The 15646-nt window shown below is 70.0% G+C and carries 10 protein-coding genes; 9 read left to right on the forward strand and 1 reads right to left on the reverse strand.

The window, feature by feature from the left end; all coding sequences use genetic code 11:
• From VHA73_09680 to hemC, 3 genes are read left to right on the forward strand one after another with little or no spacing between them, the layout of a single operon-like run.
• Nucleotides 1-639, forward strand: a complete 639-nt coding sequence (locus VHA73_09680; GenBank protein HVX18291.1) for a bifunctional precorrin-2 dehydrogenase/sirohydrochlorin ferrochelatase — start codon at nucleotides 1-3, stop codon at nucleotides 637-639.
• Nucleotides 615-1985 (forward strand): glutamyl-tRNA reductase, encoded by a 1371-nt coding sequence (locus VHA73_09685; protein HVX18292.1) that lies wholly within the window; start codon nucleotides 615-617, stop codon nucleotides 1983-1985. The genes VHA73_09680 and VHA73_09685 overlap by 25 nt, the downstream gene beginning before the upstream one ends.
• On the forward strand, nucleotides 1982-2902 hold the full coding sequence (hemC, locus tag VHA73_09690) for a hydroxymethylbilane synthase (GenBank protein HVX18293.1): 921 nt from the start codon (nucleotides 1982-1984) through the stop codon (nucleotides 2900-2902). The genes VHA73_09685 and hemC overlap by 4 nt, the downstream gene beginning before the upstream one ends.
• 57 nt (nucleotides 2903-2959) lie before the next feature.
• Here hemC and VHA73_09695 read toward each other — a convergent pair whose 3' ends face one another.
• Nucleotides 2960-3952 (reverse strand): hypothetical protein, encoded by a 993-nt coding sequence (locus tag VHA73_09695; protein ID HVX18294.1) that lies wholly within the window; start codon nucleotides 3950-3952, stop codon nucleotides 2960-2962.
• Between the two features lie 207 nt (nucleotides 3953-4159).
• On the opposite strand from VHA73_09695, the gene cobA reads away from it, so the two are divergent.
• The 6 genes from cobA (at nucleotide 4160) to zwf (ending at nucleotide 15641) form a co-directional block, all read left to right on the forward strand.
• Complete coding sequence (gene cobA / locus VHA73_09700; protein ID HVX18295.1) at nucleotides 4160-5680, forward strand: uroporphyrinogen-III C-methyltransferase; 1521 nt, start codon at nucleotides 4160-4162, stop codon at nucleotides 5678-5680.
• Between the two features lie 66 nt (nucleotides 5681-5746).
• A complete protein-coding gene (gene hemB, locus VHA73_09705) occupies nucleotides 5747-6727 on the forward strand; it encodes a porphobilinogen synthase (protein ID HVX18296.1) in 981 nt (326 codons plus the stop codon).
• Nucleotides 6728-6945: 218 nt separating this feature from the next.
• Entirely contained in the window at nucleotides 6946-7470 is a 525-nt protein-coding gene (locus VHA73_09710; protein ID HVX18297.1) for a hypothetical protein, read from the forward strand.
• Nucleotides 7471-7535: 65 nt separating this feature from the next.
• On the forward strand, nucleotides 7536-12833 hold the full coding sequence (locus VHA73_09715) for a hypothetical protein (protein HVX18298.1): 5298 nt from the start codon (nucleotides 7536-7538) through the stop codon (nucleotides 12831-12833).
• A gap of 121 nt (nucleotides 12834-12954) precedes the next feature.
• On the forward strand, nucleotides 12955-14247 hold the full coding sequence (gene hemL / locus VHA73_09720) for a glutamate-1-semialdehyde 2,1-aminomutase (protein ID HVX18299.1): 1293 nt from the start codon (nucleotides 12955-12957) through the stop codon (nucleotides 14245-14247).
• A complete protein-coding gene (gene zwf, locus VHA73_09725; protein ID HVX18300.1) occupies nucleotides 14244-15641 on the forward strand; it encodes a glucose-6-phosphate dehydrogenase in 1398 nt (465 codons plus the stop codon). Before hemL ends, zwf begins: the two co-directional genes overlap by 4 nt.
• The last annotated feature ends 5 nt before the right edge of the window (nucleotides 15642-15646 follow it).

Genomic DNA, 15646 nt, shown 5'->3' on the forward strand with positions numbered 1-15646 from the left:
ATGGGCACGTCCTGGTATCCGGTGAACCTCGACCTTCGTGGTCGCCGGTGCCTGGTCGTCGGCGCCGGAAGCGTCGCGGTCGACAAGGTCGACGGCCTGCTCGACGCGGGTGCCGAGGTCGTCGTGGTCGCTCCTCGGGCCGTTCCCGCCATCGCCGAACGGGCTGCCGCGGGGGAAGTCGAGCTTGCCTCGCGCCCCTATGCAGACGCCGACCTCGACGGGGTCTGGTACGTCGTTGCCGCGACCGGCGACCCGGCCGTGAACGCGGCGGTGCGGGCGGCTGCCGATGTTCGCCACGTGTTCGTCAACGCCGCCGACGACACGGCGAGCTGCACGGCGATCTTGCCGTCGCGGCTGCGGCGAGGCGACCTGCTGGTCACGTTCTCGACCGGCGGCACGAGCCCGGCGTTGAGCAAGTGGCTGCGGCGCCAGGCCGAGCAGACGTATGGGCCGGAGTACGAGACGTTGACGACCTTGTTGGGCCGAGTCCGGCGTGAACGCCAGGCGCGCGGCGCGTCGTCGGACCCCCGAGGTTGGCAACGAGCGCTCGATTCGGGAATCCTTGATCTGGTCCGCCAGGGTCGGACCGCTGACGCCAAGGAGTTGCTCGACGCGTGTCTGTCGTCGTCATCGGCTTGAACCACCGCACCATGCCGCTCGATCAGTTCGAGCGCATGGCGATCGGTGAGCCCCAGTTGCCCAAGGCACTGGCGATGGTGCGCGGCACCGATCACGTCGCCGAGACCGTTGTGCTCTCCACGTGCAACCGCACAGAGGTCTATGCCGTCGCCGAGAAGTTCCACGGTGCGTACTCCGACATCCGCGACTTCCTCGCGCAGATGGCCGATGTCGCCCCGGAGGAGTTCAGCGACCACCTGTATGTCCACTACGACGAAGGCGCGGTGCGGCATCTGTTCTCGGTGGTGTGCGGGCTCGATTCGGTGGTGGTGGGCGAGCACGAGATCCTCGGTCAGACCAAAGACGCCTGGGAGCTCGCGCAGGACGAGTCCGCGGCAGGGCCCGTCCTCAACATGTTGTTCCGGCATGCGGTCGAGACCGGCAAGCGGGCCCGCACCGAGACCAGCATCGGACGCCACATCGCATCGGCGTCGCAAGCCGCGGTGGCCATGGCGGCCGAGCGGCTCGGCACCCTCGAAGGTCGGTCGGTGCTGGTGGTGGGCGCCGGCGAGATGGGCGAAGGCATGGCCGTCACGCTCGCCCGCTCCGGCGTCCGAGAGGTGCTGGTGGCCAACCGCACCCGGGCGCGGGCCGACGCCCTCGCCGAACGGGTCGGTGGGCGGGCCGTCGGGCTCGACGCCATCCCCGATGCCGTGCGAAACGTCGACGTGCTGCTCACCTCGACCGGCGCCACCGAGTTGATCGTCGACCACGCCGAGTTCGCCCCGCTCGTGCAGGAGCGCGACGACCGGCCGCTGTTGATCGTCGACATCGCCGTGCCGCGCGACGTCGACCGCGCCATCGGCGACCTCGCTGGCGTCACGTTGCTCGACATGGATGACCTGCGGCGGTTCGCCGAAGCCGGGATGCGCGCCCGCCGCCGCGAGGTGGTCGACGTTCAGTCGATCATCGAGGAGGAACTGGAGCGCTACCGCAGCTCGACCTCGGCCCGTACGGTGTCGCCGCTGATCGCCAAGCTCCACGAAGGCGCCGAATGGATCCGTCGGTCGGAGCTCGAGCGGTATGCCGCGCGGCTCGAAGGGTTGGATCCCCGCCAGCGCGAATCGGTCGAGGCGCTCACCCGTGGCATCGTCGCGAAGCTCCTCCATCAACCCACCGTGGCGTTGAAGGACACGGCCGGGTCGGCCCGTGGCGAACGGCTTGCCGACGCATTGCGCGACGTGTTCGGGTTGCGGGAGGAAGGCGACGGGCCCGCCCCGCTCGGGTCCACGCCTCTGTCGGAGCTGGGTGAGGAGATACCGCCCGGGTCCGTCCCGCCGATCGCCGCACCCCCGAACGCCCGTTGATCACTTCCGCCGCCGCGGGCGCCGTTCGCATCGCGACCCGGGGGAGCGAGCTGGCCCGCTGGCAGGCCGACCACGTGGGCTCCCTGTTGGCGACCGCGCACCCCGGGCTCTCGGTGGAGCTCGTGCCCGTGCAGACCACCGGCGACCGCCGGCTCGACGTCCCGATCTGGGAGCTGGGCGGCAAAGGGGTGTTTGCCAAGGAAGTCCAGGCCGCGGTGTTGGACGGCCGTGCCGATCTGGCCGTCCACTCCGGCAAGGACCTCCCGTCGATCGCCGTCGACGGGTTGGTGCTGGCCGCAGTCCCCGAACGCGGCGACGCCCGCGACGCGCTGGTCGGCAGCACACTCGACGCGCTCCCGTCTGGCGCACGTATCGGCACGGGATCGGTCCGCCGTCGGGCCCAGCTGGCGCACCTTCGGCCCGACCTCACGTTCGGCGAGCTGCGGGGCAACATGGCCACCCGGTTGGCCAAGGCAGCCGACTTCGACGCCATCGTCGTGGCCGCCGTGGCGTTCGAGCGCCTGGGCCTCGACGAACACCTCACCGAGGTGCTCGACCCGCGCCTGCTGTTGCCGCAAGTGGCGCAAGGCGCGCTGGCTGTCGAGTGTCGCGAGGACGACGACGCGACCCGCACGCTCCTCGCAGCGATCGAACACGCGGGCTCGCGACGGCGCGTCGACGCCGAGCGAGGGTTCCTGGCCGAGCTCGGCGGCGACTGCAACCTCCCTGCCGGCGCGCACGCCGTCGGAGGGGCCAATGGTTCGCTACGGCTCGACGCCCTGATCGCGTCGCTCGACGGCCACGTGGTGCTACGTGACGTCGCCGACCTCGGCAGCGGCGAGACGCCCGCCGAGCTCGGTCACCGACTCGCCCGCCGCCTGCGCGACGAGACGGGCGCCGCGGCCCTCCTCCCCTGATCGTGTCCCCATCGACCCTGCTGTGAGCACTTGGCCACCTCCACGGTGGTCAAGTGCTCACACCTCGGGGGGGTTCGGGGGTTCGGGGGGTTCGGGGGGTTCGGGGGGTTCGGAAGGTTCGGGGGCGAGTTGGGCGAGGACGTCGAGGAGGGCCTCGGACGGGGTGACGTGGACCGTGACCCCGTCGAAGCTGGTGGGGACGTGTTCCACCTCGCCGGGCCGCCACCAGAACAGGTCGGGGCTGAGCGACGCCGGACCGAGCTCGTGGTGGTGGCGCGCTTCGAGCGCCATCGTGCCGACAGCCCGGTTGGCCGACGCGTCGTGCAGCGGGTGGATCAGCACCAGGTTCTCGGTCGGGACGGCCAGCAGCGCCCCGTCGGCGCCGACGGGTGCGAAGCGGTCAGGCCACAGGGCATGGCACGAGGCGAACGGCGAGTCCGAGGTGACCGTCACGACCGAGAGCTCGGCGTCGAACTCGGCGCGGCCGACGTCGGGCTCGTCGAGGGCGGCGACGTTGGCCAGCGCGCGGGCGAACAAGTCGTCGACCGGACCCAGCTCGGCCACCCGGGCCGCCGGGACGGTCGCGAGCGAAGCGTCGAGCTCGAGTAACAGGACCGCGCTGAGGCCGGGGAACGCGTCGGTGCGGACGAGGGCGGGTGCGCCGGCGAGGTCGTCGTCGCGGATGATGCGGACGCGCAGCGCGGCGCGGGCGTCGTCGGGTCGGTCGAGCAGCGCGTCGGCGGCTGCCGGCGCGTCGAGGACGGCGGCGAACCAGGCCTCGACGATCTCGTCGACGTCGAGCGGGCCCTCGCCGTGCTCGGCGACCGCCCGTGCCAAGTCGGCCAAATCGACCACGTCGGCCTCGGGGCCGTTGCTGGTCACCGTCAGGCGGCCGGCATCCGCGTCGAAGTCGAGTTGCGGACCATCGCCGGCGCGGCGGGCATCGAGCTCCTGCTGCAGGGCCTGGTCGAGCGCTCGGCGTTGGTTGGCGCTCAGGAAGTGGCCCCAACCAGGGCCAGGCGCAGACGGATCCGGCGGAGCGTCGGGCATCGCGTCGAGCGTAGTGGCGGCCTCGCCGGCCTCGACGGGCTCGAGGCCCGGCTCCGGTAGGACGCGCGTCGCGGGCGATCGCCGTGGACCGCATCCCCCGTGGACCGCATCCCCCGTGGGCCCAGCCTTGGCACCACCGGTTCCGGATGGGCTGGACGGGCGGATTCGCACGCGAGGCCAGATCTCGCGGGGCCGTACGCTGGCGCGGTGACCGTCTACCTCGTGGGCGCGGGCCCCGGCGACCCTGGGCTCCTCACCGTGCGCGGTGCGGAGGTCCTGGCCAGCGCCGACGTGGTGGTCTACGACCGGCTGTCGATCGCCGGGCTGCTCGACCTCGCGCCCGCGCACGCGGAGCGGATCGGTGTCGGCAAGGCGCCGGGCCGGGTCACCATGGCGCAAGAGGCCATCAACGAGCTGCTGGTCCACCGAGGCAGAGCCGGACAGCAGGTCGTACGGCTCAAGGGGGGCGATCCCTTCGTGTTCGCCCGGGGCGCGGAGGAAGCCGCCGCGCTGGCGGCCGCCGGCGTGGCGTTCGAGATCGTGCCTGGCATCACGTCGGCCATCGCGGCACCGGCGTACGCCGGCATCCCGGTGACCCGGCGGCATTCCTCCACCTCCTTCACGGTGGTGACGGGCCACGAAGATCCCAGCCGAGCGGGGCCGGAGGGGTCGGTCGACTGGGAGGCGGTGTCGCGGGTCGGCGGCACGATCGTGATCCTGATGGGGGTCGGCCGCTGGCCCCGGATCGCAGAGCGCCTGTTGGCCGCGGGCCGTCCCCCCGACACACCGGCGGCCGCCGTGCGCTGGGGGACCCGGCCCGAGCAGCACACCGTCCGTGCCACCCTCGCCACGCTCGCCGAACACGATCTCGAGTCGCCGTCGGTCATCGTCGTGGGTGAAGTCGCGGCGATCGACCTCGACTGGTTCACCTCGCGCCCGCTGTTCGGTCGCCGGGTCGTGGTCACTCGCTCCCGCGCCCAGGCCAGCGTGCTGTCGGCGCGGTTGCGGGAGCTCGGCGCCGACGTGATCGAAGTGCCCGCCATCGAGATCGGTCCCCCCGACGACGGGGGAGCGGCGCTGCGCTCGGCGGTGGCGCAGTTGGCGCCCGGCGCCGGGCCCGCCCGGTTCGACTGGGTCGTGTTCACGTCGGCCAACGGCGTGCACCGGACGTTCGAAGAGATCCCCGACGCGCGCCTCCTCGGCGGCGTGCAAGTGGCCGCGATCGGGTCCGAAACGGCGGCGGCCCTCGCCCGGTACCGCGTGCTGCCCGACCTGGTTCCCGACCGGTTCGTAGCTGAAGGCCTCCTCGCGGTGTTCCCTCCGGCGCCCGCAGCCGGCGGTCGGATCCTGCTCCCCCGGGCAGCGGTGGCTCGCGACGTGCTGCCCGACGGGTTGCGGGCGCGAGGGTGGGACGTCCACGTGGTCGACGCGTACCGGACGGTCCCGGGTCGCCCCGACCCCAGTGCGCTCGCCGCGGCGTCGACCGCCGACGCGGTGTGCTTCACGTCGTCGTCGACGGTCACCAACTACTTGACCGTCGCTGGCACCCGCGGGGCGAGCGCACAGGTGTCGCCCGTCGTCGTCGCCATCGGCCCGATCACGGCGGCGACCGCCCGAGACGCGGGGCTCCAGGTCGACGCGGTCGCCGAGCCCCACACCATCGACGGCCTGGTCGATGCGCTGGTGGGCGCGCTCACACGGGACGCCTCGGTCGGTCCGCCCGTGTAGCAACGCACCGCCACGTCCGACCGTCTGGCCGCGCTGGCTCGCCGTGGCGCGACGTACGCTGGGGCGATGCCGTTCCCGCAGCGCCGACTCCGCCGGCTGCGCCGCACCGCAGCCCTGCGCCGCCTCGTCGCGGAGTCGCGCCTCGGGGTCGACGACCTGATCGCGCCCCTCTTCGTGCGCGAAGGGATCGACGAGCCACAGCCGGTCGCCTCGTTGCCCGGTGTGGTCCAGCACACGGTTGCATCGCTGCGCAAGGAAGTCGCCGAGCTGCACAACCTCGGGATCTCGGGCGTGATCCTGTTCGGCGTCCCCGAGCGCAAGGACGCGGTCGGGTCCGGCGCGAGCGACCCCGCCGGCATCGTGCAAGTGGCGCTCCGGGAGCTGCGCGACGACCTGGGCGACGACATGGTCGTGTTCGCCGACCTCTGTCTCGACGAGTACACCGACCACGGTCATTGCGGGATCGTCGCCCCGTCGGGCGAGGTCGACAACGACGCCACCCTCGAGCGGTATGGCGAAGTGGCCGTGGTGCAGGCCGACGCGGGCGTCGACGTCGTGGCCCCCTCGGGGATGATGGACGGGCAGGTCGCCGCCATCAGGGCCGCGCTCGACCAGGCCGGCTACCTCGAGGTCCCGATCCTCGCGTACGCCGCCAAGTACGCCTCGGCCTTGTACGGCCCGTTCCGCGACGCGGTCGACGTCGAGATCGCGGGAGGCGGTGATCGCCGGGCGTATCAACAGGATCCGGCCAACGCCCGTGAGGCGCTCGAGGAGATCCGTGCGGATCTCGAAGAGGGCGCCGACATGGTGATGGTGAAGCCGGCGCTGCCGTACCTCGACATCCTCACCAGGGCCCGCGCCGAGGTCGACGCGCCGCTGGCCGCCTACCACGTCTCGGGTGAGTACGCCATGGTGATGGCGGCAGCCGAGCGTGGCTGGATCGACGGCCCGGCCGTCGCGGCCGAGCAGATCGGGGCCATCAAGCGGGCTGGCGCCGACCTCATCCTCACGTACTTCGCCCGCGATCTCGCCGAGCGTCTGGCCTGACGGGTCGGCGCAGGCCGAGGTCGCCGCGCCCACCACCTCACCACGGCAGTTCCCGACGTCATGGCGCGGCGCGGCGACCGCCGCTCGACGCCCAACTGCCGCACCCGTCTGCCGCACGAGCGCGTCCGGCCGCGGCGATGGCACACCCGGTGGCACACCTAAGGGGTTGACGCAAAACACACGAAAGGTACATTTGGGTGCCAGCGCAGAGGGGTGCGATGGGCGAGCGATCGTTTGACGTGACGAGCGACCTGGTTCGGCCACGACGGTCTGCTGTCGCGCTCGCGCTCGCGCTCGCCACGGTCACCGTCCTTGCTGCATGCAGCGGCAGCGGCGACGCCGACGCGCGGGTCGTGCAAGGTGTGCGACAACCGGCGAGCGGCACGATCGGGTGCCCGATCACCGCGGCGCAGGTCGCCGACGTGCTCGGCATCCAGGTCGATCGTGACGCGGCGAGCTGCAGCTTCCATCCCGCCGACGGCGCGCTGGCGCCGAACGCCACGTTCAACCGCGAGCTGGCGGTGGCGTTCACCCAGTCGGGGCTGTCGCAAGGCCAGTACGCCGAGCCCGTCGCGGGGATCGGTGATCAGGCCTATCTGACCGCACCACGCCCCGACGGCACCCGGTTGCTCGTGAGAGCCGGGAGCCTGCGCTTCGAGATCCGGGTGCAGCACGACGCGGGCGGCGTACAGGCCCGCCGCGACGCGCTGCGACTCGCGCAACTGGTGATCGAGCACGGCTGATGCGCGGCATCCGACCCACCCAGCACTTGACCCTGGCGACACGGACCGAGACGAGGAGCGAGCACATGGGAACGAAACGGTCGACCTTCCCGACGGGGCGTCGGGCGGCGTTGGGACTCCTGTTCTTCTTGGTGTTGCTGGTCGCGACGCTCTCGCCGGCGATCACCGCTCGACGTGCTGGCGCGGCGGACGAGTCCGCCACCGCGAACCGGGAACCGGCCGCGGCGGCCGACCCCCCGCCGCCCATGTACTCGTGCACGCCCGACGTGACCGCGACGGCACAAGAGCAGACCGACTTCGCCAATCGGTGGGCGGCTCGGATCGAAGGGCAGGACCCGACCTTCAACTTGCAGTCGTACCTGGACGCCGACGCCATCCCGGCCGACATCGCGGCCGAGCCGGGCTTCAACGACGCGACGAAGGACACACTCACCCGTGGCTGCCTCGTCAGCAAGCTGTTCGACGTGTTGAAGACGATGGATGCGTCATTCGGCATGGACACGAGCAAGAGCCCGCCCGAAGCGTTCCCCGACGACACCGTCAAGTCGATGCTCGCCCTGACGGTCTTCCACAACAAGCCCACCAGCCAGCCGAGCACCCCTGCGGTCGCGCCGCAGATCCCCCTCCCCGACGTGGTGGGCGACGCGCTTCGGGGCGTGGGCCTCGACGCACTCCAGCACCTCACCGTGCCGACCATCTCGATCCCGTCGGACCTCGGCATCCTCACCCCGGCGACGCAGTTGATCAACAACCTCGTCTCCGCGCTCCAAGGCATCGGGCTGCCCAAGCTGCCATCGCTCGCCGACCTGCTCCAACTGCCGCCGCTGCCGATCTCGCTGCCGCCGCTGCCCGACCTCTCGCTCCCGTCGATCACGGACCTGATCAACACGATCCGCTCGGTGCTCGACTCGACCACGTACGAGGTTTGCTACCGGGGCGCCAAGACCGGCGGCGCGGTCAGATGCACTCGCACCTTGATCGGTCTTCCCGTGCTTCTCGACGTGCAAGGCGATGCGCAGCCAGACCTCTCGGCCCAGCTCGCCCCGTCGGTGAACCTCCAGTACCCGACGGGCGTCACGATGGGCTTCACGCTCGACCGCTTGCCGCCCTTGCTCAACCCGTTGGGTTCGCCGCCGCCGGTCACGGCCGACGTGTGGGCGACGTGGGACGTGCCGCTCGCAAACATGCGCGTGCACCTCGGGTTCGGTAGCACGTATGGCGGGTTCACTCTGCCGCGGCACAACTCGATGCTCGCCACGGTGACGAACCTCACCGACGCCACCAAGGGCGACCCGAAGATCGCGTACACGCTGACCCAGCAGGGCGCTGGCCCAGAGAGCCTCGCGATGGCGGGCGTGACCAAGGTGCTGCGCGCCGACACGGGCGCGCTGAGCACCCCCGAGACCACCGCCGCCTACCTCAACTTCGTCGGAGTGCCGCAGACCACCAAGGGCACCCTCGACATCCGGACATCCGAAGCGGCGGTCGGCAAGAACAGCGCGCGGTTCATCAACGACATGACCACCTCGAGTCCTTCGAAGTTCAAGTTGGGCATCACCCGTCAGTTCAGCCCTGCTGATCCGCTCTCGCCGTGCTGCCCGGTGCAGTCGTTCCTGGCCACGGTGGACAAGCTGCCGACCGCATTGAACATCGACATCTTGAAGCAGGACGACTTGAACCGCTGGACCGCGCACTATGGCGCCAACGCCAACGTCGACCACCTCACCTTGGAGGGCTTCGACTTCCCGACCGTCGAGGACTTCTTGAAACCACCCGCCGAGCAGACGGTCAACACGTTCACGGCTGACGTGCGCAACCTCCCGACCAAAGTCGACGTCGTGGCCACGCTGCCGCTTCCCAACGCCAACCCACGCCACGTGAGCGTCGACTACCGGGCTTCGAAAGCCGCGGACCCCAACACGTTGGTGGTCGTGCCGACATTCGCGTTCGGCACCGTCGAGCAGACAGCGGGCGATGTGCAACGCAGCTTGTCGGCGCAAGTGAACGACGTGCCGGGACAAGTGAAGCTCGACGCCAACCTCGCCGGCGATTCGTTGAACACGCCGCCACAACCGAAGGGCAAGAACCTCGACGTCGGGCTCACGTACGACGCGTCGAGCGAGGCGCACGACCTGTCCGTCGACTTCTTCGACAAGAGCGACTCGGGCACCAGCAAGCTCAGCGGCAACGTCACGTCGCTGCCCCCGTCGCTCACCGCGACGGTCTCGCACCATGTCGTCGGGCTTGGCGGCACCGACGCGATCGACTTCGACGCGAAGTCGGCACCCGACGCGGCGGATGGGTCCGCACAGCTCGGCACTGCGTTCATCCGTTACGCGAAGAACAGCGACTTCCTGTCGCTCGATGACACCACCCGACCGTCCACCGCGCAGTACGCGGTGGTGAGGAGCGACAAGGGGCCCGACAACACGGCTTCGACCGACGACGACCGCCTCGCGCTCGAGGCGCAGTACGCGGGTCTGAAGCGGACTGACGTGTCGCTCACCAGTGACGGCTTGGACAAGGGCGCACTCGACCTGCACGCCAAGGTCGTGAACGACCTCGACCGGGCCACCACGGTCCAGTTCGACAACCCGGAGTCGACGGTCGACGCCGAGGTGCTCAACGTGCCCAAGGACGTGGACGTCTCGTACCACCGTCGCCAGACCGGAACCACCGATGATTGCGGTTCACCGGAGAACACCCACTCGGTGGTGTATGACGCGTCCGGTCCCATCGACAAGGCGACGGTCCGCGTGCAAGGCAAGCTCGCCAACGGCGACCCGGACCCGAACAACCTCACGGTGTTGAACGCGGGCCGGGACCCGAGCACGCACACCGGGCCGATCCCGCAACACATGGAGATGTTCGTCAACGGTCACACCAAGCAGGTGAAGTACCGGGCGGACTCCGAGATCGGCCAAGTCGCTGCCAGCATCTTGTCGCAGAGCGTCGGCTCCGGCGCATGCACCGCCAGCAGTGGCATCAACGCGGACTTGCGGCAGCTGCCGCTGCAGTTCGGGGCCGCGATCGACCCCAACCGTCTGCGCTTCAGCGACCTTGCCGACACGACGACGCCCCTGACCCAAGTCGGCCTGGCCGAGGACACGCCGACGTCGACCCCGATCGGATCGGTGGCGGTGGCCTTCACCGATCATCCCAACGGGACGGTGCCGGACGTGCCCGCCGCCAACAGCTTGTCGGTCGAGTCCGACAAGCGCGCGAGCTCGCCGACGAAGGGCACAGCCGCCAGCGTCCGCATCGCGGGCGTGAAGCTGTTCCAGCTCGACGTCCGCCACGAGAACCCGGCCGATCCCGACAGCAAGACGACTGGGGTCGAGACGAAGTTGGCGCTGGCCAGCGAGCTCGACGACGTGGGCACGAACCTCGACTTCACGTCCGAGGACAGCTCTGAAGCGCGGGTGCGCGGCACCATCAACAAGCTGACGCCCGACTTGCACCTGGTCCTCGGCCTGGTTGAGGGCGACACGCAAGTCCACTACCAGACCCCAGGTGGGCACCTCGACACCAACCTCGAGATCGCGCTCGGCCACGCCGGCGAGCTCGACACGGTGTCGCTCCCGGCCAACCGTCCCGTCGGCGTGATGTTGCGTGACAGCTCGACGCTCGGAAACAAGAAGGTGGGTCTGCTGCTGCTCGGCGCGCCGAGCACGCTCGACTTGCTGGTCGACAAGATCACGACCGCGACGCGAGGCACCAACGACCCGAGCTTCCTCACGTTCACCGACTACCAGCCGCCCGGCGGGAGCGCCGACCTCTCCGTCGACATCGACTTGAAGAACTCGGTCGACGACAACGGCAACCGCGACTTGTCGAAGGACATCCGCGTCCAAGCGGTGCTCCGTGGCGTGCCAGCTGGCTACGGCGTGAACGTGTTGCCGATCGCCAAGGGCAACGACTCGACCGGTGGCGACGACGGCACGTACTTCGACATGCGCGTGGAGGGGAGCGCGCCGCTGAGCGGTGGGGTCGAACTCGACGTGGGGGCCGGCGTGCCGAAGCGAAAGAACCAGAACGGGTCCTCCACGCCGATCGACCCCGCGCCGTGCTCGCAGTGCGCCTTGCAGCTGACGGGCACGATCTCCAACTTGCCGCCAGGCTTCGAGTTCAACTTGGACTCGACCAAGCCGGGTCCCGACGGGTCCAAGCAGACGATCATGGACATGACGCTGCTCGGCACGAACCATCAGCAGGACAACTCGCAGTCGATCAACGATGTGAAGCTGAACGTCCTCAGCTGGCAGTACGAGCCGGGCACGCAGACCGTGCGAACCGTCCCGCAAGTGCAGGCGCACCTGCGCGACGTTCCGGCCCACATGAACATCCTCATCGGGGCCGGCGTGCCGAAGGACTCGTCGGTCGCACAGCCGTGCGCCAAGTCGTCGAACACGCTGCCGGGCATCACGTACTCCGCCGAGGGCGACCAGCGCGACGCGCTCGACCTCGACGCGGAGATCGACTTCGTGATGCTCGCCCATGACCCGACGCACCCGGAGCTCGACGACGACGGCACGGTCAAGGAGCAGCCGGATCCGGCGTTGAAGGTGTCGGCCACGAACTTGTCGCACTCGGTGCAGTTCGTGAACACCCACGACGGCAAGTTCGAGGTGACCCAGCCCGACCCGTCAGCCGCGCCGACGGGGAACCTCCACCTCGAGGTCAGCACGCAGATCCTGAAGATCTTGAACTGGAGCCTCCAGCCGCCCAGCGAGGGTGGCTGCGGTTTCAGCAAGAGCATCGGGCCGATCGAGTTCTCCAGCGCCGGAGGGCTCCGGTTCGACTTGTCGACCGGGATTGTGCTCGACATCGACGGGCTGAAGAACGTCACGCTGGATCCGGGGGTGACGGTCGGCGTGAGCGGTGACTTCGCCAAGGTCAAGTTCGGCCTCCGCGACCCGCACATCGTCAACGGCTACCTGGCGGGCGTCGGTCTGAAGATCACCGTCCACATCTCGGACTCGATCAACCCGAGCTTCCCGTTGGTGTTCCCGCCGATCGACCTCGAGAACTTGTCGTTCCCGATCAGCATCAACATGGTCGACCTTTCGTCGAACAGCACCGGCAACTGGATCGACATCAACTTGTTGGTGCCGTGCGACGTCGACGTGTCGTGGGACGGTGTCGACATCACCTCCTACCACGCGTACGTCGACACCCACCCTGGCCTGCTGTCGCAGTTCTCCAACGGGTTCGAGACGACCGACGACGGCACGTTCCTCGTGGCGCCCGCGGGCGATTATCTCCAGCCGCTGCGCTTCTTCGTGCAGCCGATCTACATCCTGGCCTTGCAGATCTTCAAGGGCATCGGAAGCTTCGACGCGGGCATTCGCTGTCCGAGCTGACGCGGTGGTGTCGCCGCGCCCGATGGCGCCGATCTCGGGGCCTGGGTAGCGGCCTGTGGCCGTAGGGTGGGGACGCGCGCGAGCGCGCTCCCACCCAACGGCCGATCCTCCGCGGAGACCGATGACCACCAACGCAGATCTGTTCGCCCGGGCCGCGGCGGTGATCCCTGGCGGCGTGAACTCGCCGGTCCGGGCATTCCGCTCGGTGGGTGGCACGCCGTACTTCGTGGATCGCGCGGAGGGGGCATACGTGTACGACGCCGAAGGCCGCGCGCTCGTCGACCTGGTGCAGTCCTACGGCGCGATCGTCGCCGGCCACGCCCACCCGTCAGTGGTCGACGCCGTGACCGAAGCGGCCCGAGGCGGCACGAGCTACGGCGCGCCGACCGAGCGAGAAGTGCTCCTGGCCGAAGCCATCCGGGAGCGGATGCCGTCGATGGAGCGCGTGCGGTTGGTGTCGAGCGGCACCGAAGCGACCATGAGCGCGATCCGAGTGGCGCGGGGCTTCACCGGGCGCGACCGGATCGTGAAGTTCGCCGGCTGCTACCACGGCCACAGCGACGCACTGCTGGCGGAGGCGGGATCGGGCGTGGCGCAGCTCGACGCTCGCGCGGTGGCGGCGTCGGGCGCGGTGCCCGGCTCGGCCGGTGTCCCGGCGGATGCGGTGGCTGCGACCTCGGTCGTGCCGTACAACGTCGTTCCCGACCTCGACGAGTCCGTGGCTTGCGTCATCGTCGAACCGGTCGCCGCCAACATGGGCCTCGTCGCCCCCGGCGACGGCTTCTTGAAGGGTCTGCGCGCCGCGTGCGACCGCGTCGGCGCGCTGTTGTTGTTCGACGAGGTCATCACGGGCTTTCGGCTCGCGTACGGCGGCGCGCAGGGCTACTTCGGCGTACAGCCCGATCTGACCACCGTTGGCAAAGTGATCGGCGGAGGACTGCCGATCGGCGCGTTCGGCGGCCGGGCCGAGGTCATGGACGTGCTCGCGCCGGTGGGCCCCGTGTACCAGGCGGGCACGCTGTCGGGGAATCCGCTCGCGACCGCGGCAGGCCTGGCCGTGCTCGAGTTGCTCGACGAAGCGGCGTACACGCTGCTCGAGGCGCAAGCCCACGCGTTGGCCGGCGCCTTCCAAGAGGCGTTCGCGTCGGTTGGCGCGCCGGTGTCGGTGCCCGTCGTCCGCACCCTCGTCGGTCTCTACTTCGGCCAGGAGCTCCCTGAGGACTACGACGACGCGCGCCGCACCGACGAAGCCGCCTACGCCCGCTTCTTCCACGCGCTGCTCGACGAAGGGGTCGCCCTCGCCCCGGGTGCGTATGAGATCGCATTCCCGGGTCTGGCACACGACGACCAAGTGGTCGACGAGGTGCGGGCCGCGGCTGGCCGCGCCGCAGCGATGGTGTGGGCCGCGCCGTGAGCCGCGACGACCGATCGCCGACCGACGCCGACGCAGTCGTGCTGTTCGGCGCCACCGGCGACCTCGCCCGCAAGAAGATCTTCCCGGCGCTGTGGGAGCTGGAGCAGGCCGGTGGCCCCGCGCTGCAGATCATCGGCGTGTCGGGGTCCGCCTGGGATGACGACGACTTGCGGTCCCGCGCGCATGACTCGATCGCCGAACGCGGCGAGGTCGACCGCGCGGCCTTCGCGGACATGGCTTCGCGGATGCGCTACGTGAGCGGTGACTACCGAGACCCGACGACCTTCGATGCTCTCGCCGCCAAGCTGGCTGACGTCAAACGGCCGCTGTTCTTCCTCGCCATCCCACCCGCCATGTTCGACGATGTCGTGACGGGCCTGGGCCGGGTCGGGCTCGCCCGCGACGCCCGGGTCGTCGTCGAGAAGCCGTTCGGCCGCGATCTGGTGAGCGCACGCCGGCTGAACGACTGCCTCCACTCGGTGTTCCCAGAGGAGGCGATCTTTCGGATCGACCATTTCCTCGGCAAGGAGCCGGTGGAGAACCTGCTGGTGTTCCGGCTCGCCAACTCGCTGCTCGAGCCGGTGTGGAACCGCAACTTCATCTCCAACGTGCAGATCACCATGGCGGAGCAGTTCGGTGTGGGTACCCGCGGCCGGTTCTACGAGACGGTCGGCGCGACGCGCGACGTCGTGCAGAACCATCTCCTGCAGATCGTCGCCTTGCTGGCCATGGAACCGCCCGCGGGCAGCGACGCGGCCGCGATGCAGGACGAGAAGCTCAAGGTGTTCCGCCAGACACCTTCGTTCGACCCTGCGAAGATCGTGCGTGGGCAGGCCCGTGCGTACAAGGACATCGACGGCGTCGATCCGCACTCGGACACCGAGACGTTCGTGGCGATCCGCTTCGAGATCGAGTCGTGGCGCTGGGCGGGCGTCCCGTGGCTCATCCGCGCCGGCAAGTCGCTCATGTCGACCGCCACCGAGGCCGTGGTGACCTTCAACGAGCCGCCGCGCCTGTTGTTCGGCAACGGGACCGGCGAGCGGCCGGCGCCCAACCGGTTGCGGTTCCGTCTCGGCGCCGACGACGGGGTCGTCCTCGACCTGCTCGCCAAGGCACCCGGCGACGAGCTCGTCACCCAACCGATGGCGCTCGATGTGAACTACGAGCAAGTCCTCGGCCACCGTGAGGACGCATACCAACGGTTGTTGGAGGACGCCATCGCAGGCGACCACCGCCGGTTCGGCCGGGCCGACGCGATCGAGGAGCAGTGGCGCATCGTGGAGCCGCTGTTGCTCGACCCCCCGCCGGTGCACCTCTACGACGAGGGCTCGATGGGCCCGCCCGAGGCCGAGGCGCTCGCCCGGCCTTTCGGCGGGTGGGTCGATCCCTGCTGAGCCGC

It is taken from the genome of Acidimicrobiales bacterium, from assembly GCA_035547835.1.
Classification (GTDB): Bacteria; Actinomycetota; Acidimicrobiia; order Acidimicrobiales; family Iamiaceae; genus DASZTW01.